This window comes from Klebsiella sp. A-Nf5 (genome assembly GCF_002810545.1).
Lineage (GTDB): Bacteria > Pseudomonadota > Gammaproteobacteria > Enterobacterales > Enterobacteriaceae > Klebsiella > Klebsiella variicola.
On the sequence record NZ_PIOG01000186.1, the window covers coordinates 1 to 784 of the forward strand.

Annotated in this window: 1 protein-coding gene; it reads left to right on the forward strand. The window is 49.6% G+C overall.

What is annotated here, in order from left to right:
- Positions 1-784: tyrosine-type recombinase/integrase (locus CWM53_RS20100; protein ID WP_165785103.1), on the forward strand; the 784-nt coding region annotated here is incomplete at both ends.

Genomic DNA, 784 nt, shown 5'->3' on the forward strand with positions numbered 1-784 from the left:
GAAAAGCAGGAAAAAAAACATGCCAGGGCGATGGCCGTATCAAACAGCTTTGAGAGACTGGCGCTGGAATGGCATGAACATAAATCGATGAACTGGTCAGCAGGCTATGCCAGCGACATCCTGGAGTATCTGAGAAAAGATATTTTTCCTTATATTGGCTCCCGGTCGATCATTGATATTAAGCCCGTTGATATGTTGGCTGTTCTTCGCAAGATGGAACAACGTGGAGTACTTGATAAGCTCAAAAAGACACGTCAAGCCTGCCGACAGATCTTCACCTATGCTGTCATCACCGGCAGAGCAGAACATAATCCCGTGGTCGATCTCGCCAGTACTCTAAAAGCACCGAAGCAAAAACACTTCCCTCATTTATCGGTTGAACAAATACCTGACTTTCTGCGAGCTCTGAACGACTATAGCGGCAGCGTGGTGACTCGAAATGCTACCCGCCTGCTTATGCTTACTGGGCTCAGGACAATTGAGCTCCGTGCTTCTGAATGGGCTGATATCGACTTTGACAAAGGCGTTTGGAATATCCCCGCAGAGCGAATGAAGATGCGGCGCCCACATCTCGTTCCTCTCTCGAGCCAGGTTCGCGAGTTGCTGGAAGAGATCCACCAGCTTACCGGGCGAGGGAAGTATGTTTTCCCTGGAAGGAATGATGCTGGTAAGTCAATGAGCGAGGCCAGCATTAATCAGGTGATTAAGCGTATTGGCTATGATGGTAAAGCGACCGGGCACGGCTTCAGGCACACCATGAGTACCATACTCCACGAACAGGGCT